The 4,093-nt window shown below is 31.0% G+C and carries 6 protein-coding genes and 1 pseudogene; all 7 read left to right on the forward strand.

From position 1 onward, the window contains the following. Positions 1-195: 195 nt before the first annotated feature. The 7 genes and pseudogenes from V7138_RS22815 (at position 196) to V7138_RS22845 (ending at position 3,882) form a co-directional block, all read left to right on the forward strand. Positions 196-411 carry a hypothetical protein gene (locus V7138_RS22815; RefSeq protein ID WP_335401999.1) on the forward strand — a complete coding sequence of 72 codons (216 nt, stop codon included), beginning with the start codon at positions 196-198 and terminating at the stop codon, positions 409-411. Continuing rightward, positions 395-550, forward strand: coding sequence for a hypothetical protein (locus V7138_RS22820; RefSeq protein WP_335402000.1), 156 nt, complete (start codon positions 395-397; stop codon positions 548-550). The genes V7138_RS22815 and V7138_RS22820 overlap by 17 nt, the downstream gene beginning before the upstream one ends. Before the next feature lie 72 nt (positions 551-622). Then, entirely contained in the window at positions 623-784 is a 162-nt protein-coding gene (locus V7138_RS22825) for a hypothetical protein (protein WP_335402003.1), read from the forward strand. A 20-nt stretch (positions 785-804) separates the two neighbouring features. Next, on the forward strand, positions 805-2,229 hold the full coding sequence (locus V7138_RS22830) for a recombinase family protein (RefSeq protein ID WP_335402006.1): 1,425 nt from the start codon (positions 805-807) through the stop codon (positions 2,227-2,229). Continuing rightward, positions 2,230-2,976: a recombinase family protein gene (locus V7138_RS22835; RefSeq protein WP_335402009.1), complete on the forward strand. Its 747-nt coding sequence runs from the start codon at positions 2,230-2,232 to the stop codon at positions 2,974-2,976. A gap of 39 nt (positions 2,977-3,015) precedes the next feature. Continuing rightward, positions 3,016-3,189, forward strand: a pseudogene (locus V7138_RS22840) (recombinase family protein); the annotation flags it as partial. A 48-nt stretch (positions 3,190-3,237) separates the two neighbouring features. After that, positions 3,238-3,882 carry a zinc ribbon domain-containing protein gene (locus V7138_RS22845; RefSeq protein WP_335402011.1) on the forward strand — a complete coding sequence of 215 codons (645 nt, stop codon included), beginning with the start codon at positions 3,238-3,240 and terminating at the stop codon, positions 3,880-3,882. The last annotated feature ends 211 nt before the right edge of the window (positions 3,883-4,093 follow it).

Genomic DNA, 4,093 nt, shown 5'->3' on the forward strand with positions numbered 1-4,093 from the left:
TATGATTTTAAAAAATCACTTGTATTTGTTTTTCAGTTACTGTTATGTTAATATAAACTTAATTTAATAGTATTTTAAAAAATACAAACTTAAGGAGAAGCACTTCTTGAGTTTGAATTAAAGTAGGGATAACTATGCCTTACTCTATTTCAAACTCTTGAAGTGCTTCTTTTTGTTATTAAAGGAGTGAATAAAATGAGCAATTTCAAGAATAATCTGAAGCAACCTGAGAGAGATGAGGAGCCAGATAAAATAGTTGTTGCAAAATTATCAAAAGAACAGTGGATAAAGATTCTTTCTAATTGTAAAAAAGAAGGTGAAATAGATGGAGTATCTTCCTTAACAGTTAAGAGATTCATAAAATATTATTTAAAAGAAGTGGAGTTTTGTGACTTTGATTCCATTATTTAAATTACTTAGAGACCTAGATATAAAACTTGAAGGAAATGAAGTCAAAGCTGTACCTAGAGGTGAAGAGAACAGGAAGCAGCGGGAAATTGCTTATCAACTCGAGCTTGATTTTAAGGAAATAAAACATCAAGAATCTTAAAAAGTAGAAGTATAAAAAAACGTTCCTTTGTTTATTATGTTACTAACAATGAGCAAAGGGCGTGTTAAGTAAATGTCTAAAATCCGAGTTGTAAAATCCACTTACAATGAAGGCACACAAAAAGAGTCATATATCTTCATAAGAAGTTTAATTGAAAAAGCTTTGCTAGATGAACTGGAACTTAGCCCGACCCAGAAGGGGATGCTGATTGAACAAGATAATTTGAAACCATAAATAGGAAGGAGCATTTTGTATTGGTAGTTGCTAAATCTATGTATTTAAATCCCAGTCAGCTTTATAATGATTTTATTGTTGCATACACCCGGGTTAGTTCAGCGGGACAGGACATTCATAAACAGGTAACATATATAAAACAATACTTGAAATCAATTAATTTATCCGAAGATGACATCGATTGGATAAAAGATAACGATATTTCAGCAAATAAGCTATCAATGGAAGACCGTCCTGGATTAGAAGAGCTTAGAATGAAAATAAAGCAACGAAAAGTTAAAAAGATAATTGTATATCATAGAGATAGATTAGCTAGAAATTTCTATGAATACGTACTTCTAGTTAAAGAATTTTATAAATATGATATAGAAGTTATTTTTCTAGCAATAAATCATCCACCTTTTTCAAAGGATCTTTTTACCGAGTCGCTTTATGGAATGTTGGCACAAAATAATGGACAAACAATAAGGAATAACAATAAGGATGTTATGCCACAATACCCACCAAGCCCCTGGTTTGGATATATTAAAGAGGGCAAGAAGTCTGAGACTAAATATATACTTAATACAGAGATATCACCTAAACTATCTCAATTTTTCATTGGAGCATCTGAAACTCAGACTGCTGAGGGCTTTTTTAATCTGTTGGTAGAATTTAAACCTTTGTTTCACAATAAAAGGTTTGATGAAATTTTAAAGTACCTAAGTATCCCTTTTTATTGTGGCCACATGGAAAGAGAGGGAACCTTTAAAAAGCTTGATCATATTGAACCTCTAATTGATTTCGAAACATTTCAGAAAATTCAACGTAACCTCGAAAAAGTTAGGAGTCAAGTAACTGCTGCCATAAATGTGTCACTAGAGCATTCTAGTATTGCACCTGTCTGTACAAAATGCAAAACTGAAATGAAGTTTAGGGCAGGAAAAATTGGAGAAAGTGGATATTACGTTTGTTCCAATAAACATTACCAAATAAAAATAAGCGTAAAAGAATTAAATTCCGATATAGAGGAACACTTCAAGGAAATTATGCCGCGTCTTGATTTAAAAATGCTTAAGATAGAGATTTCTTTAATACTTAGAGAACGTGAATTACATTTTAACAAAAAGCTAAAGAATCTGGACAGATTAATTTTAAAAACCCAGGAGGAGATAAGCTTTTTACCTCCTATATCATATAGCAAGATTAAGAAAAAGCTTGAAAAAGTGGAACAACTAAAGAAGGATATGGAAGAAGTCGATTATGCTCTAACAAAAGTACAAGATTCCTTAAATGAGCTAAAACACCTATCAATGATAGTAAAAAACTATATGATTTCTCATATTGAACAGTATCAACTTTATTATTTGTACCATTCTTTTATAAAAAAAATAGAAATCGATAAAGATAAAATAATCTATTACAATCCATTTTCTGAATTTTTCAAGGAGGCGAACCAGAATTAAATGCAAAGATATTTGATAAAAGATCAGCTTTATCTCATAACTGATAATAGTAAAGTTAAAGGGCAAGAAATTAATCAATTACCTTTTAACATCTACAAAGATTCTATTAAACTTGCTGTTGTATATGTTCGTTGGTCAGGAGCAGACCAATCTCTAAAACATTCATTAGATATTCAACTTAATGCAGTAATGATAAAGGCTCGCACACTTGGATATGATGTGCTTGTTCTTTTTATAGATGTGGAAACATCCGCCTACCATAATGAAGCCATTAAAAGAAAAGAAATGGTAAAATTAAAGGAATTTGTTTTACGCAATTCAAATGTAGATGCACTAATATTTTGGAAAGATAGTCGAGTCTCTAGGCAAATTTACGACTTTCCTTTACAAATATTAATGCCCATAAAAAGTCTACGACCCGAGTTGAAAGTTTATTCAACTGATCTGGAAGGAGAGTGGGATTTAAATAATCCTCTTGTTCAACTACATGCCACAATGAATCATCAGGACTCTGAACAAAAGTCTTCAATATCAAAAGAATATCAAATAGGTAAACTTAAAAGTGGTGAGAGACCTGAAGGACGACCACCTTATGGATATGACTTTAATAAGGAAGATGGCGTATATAGTAGAAATGAATATAGTTACATAGTGATCTTTATCTTTTATCTATATTACCATGGATATAGTGAAGAGACAATTTGCGAGATACTTGAAAGGTCTGGAATAACAACACCTGATGAATAACTTGATCAAAAAAACGGGAAATATTCTAAAACAGAAAATAAAACATACAAATGGAATGAAAGCACCATTCGTTATATTTTACAAAATAGATGGTATATTGGGGACTTTTCGTGGTTTGCACGAGAGAGTTTTCATGTGAGCAAAAAAAAGCCTTGGACTGAAGTAGCATTTGTAAATGAAAAACACCATGAACCACTAATTCCAGACCATATTTGGGAAATTGCATGCTATTTTCGTAAGTTAAAAGTAAAAAAAGTAAAAATGTCCAGCCAATTTCTTTTGTCAGGGCTTATAAAGTGTGAGTCCTGTAACGTTACAATGAAGACTAAAAATGAAACACCCTCTAAATCGAAAAAACAGTACCTGTACTATAGATGCCCAACCTGCAAAAATAAGTTGAATATTAATGAAATTCATAAAGTTATCATAGATGAGTTTCAAAAAAAATGGTCTACTCCGATAAATATTCATTGGAAAGAATCCATTTCACTGTCAAAATGTTGGATAAAAAAACTTAGAAGTAAAAAAGATACTCTTAAGCAACAGATTCAACTAATTAAATTCAACGAAAGCATGTTACCTAATGTGAATCCAGATATTGAAAAAAAGTTAAAAGAAACCTATGAGCTACAAATACAATATCGAAATATCAAATTGATGGAGATTGAAAGCTTAATCGAGCAAATCGGTAAGATTATGGGGAAAACCCAGGATGAGTTTTTACATCGTTTTAAACAGAACATAAATTCTTATACTAATGAAGAACTAACCTCGTTGTTACTATTAACCTTTAAAGAAATCCTAGTTAAATTTGATGACAATAGGATATCTGTAAAAACACAATATAGGCTCTCACCATTTGTTGAGATAGAAGAGAAGACTAATTATTATACTGAATCCATATAAAAATGGCCCTTGTCAGAATTGAACAAGGGCCATTTTATATTTAGTACTAAATAACAAATACTACTTATAATACCGAAAAAATAGAAAGTATTTGTTTATAATACCGAAATATTGATACTACCCGATGAGGCACAAAAATGTTCTAGGTTGAAATCCCTTAATATCAAGGCTTTTAAGGGATTCCTTTTCGGTTTAATAAGTATCTAGCCAT

It is taken from the genome of Bacillus sp. JJ1533 (genome assembly GCF_036965045.1).
Taxonomy (GTDB): domain Bacteria; phylum Bacillota; class Bacilli; order Bacillales; family Bacillaceae_L; genus Ferdinandcohnia.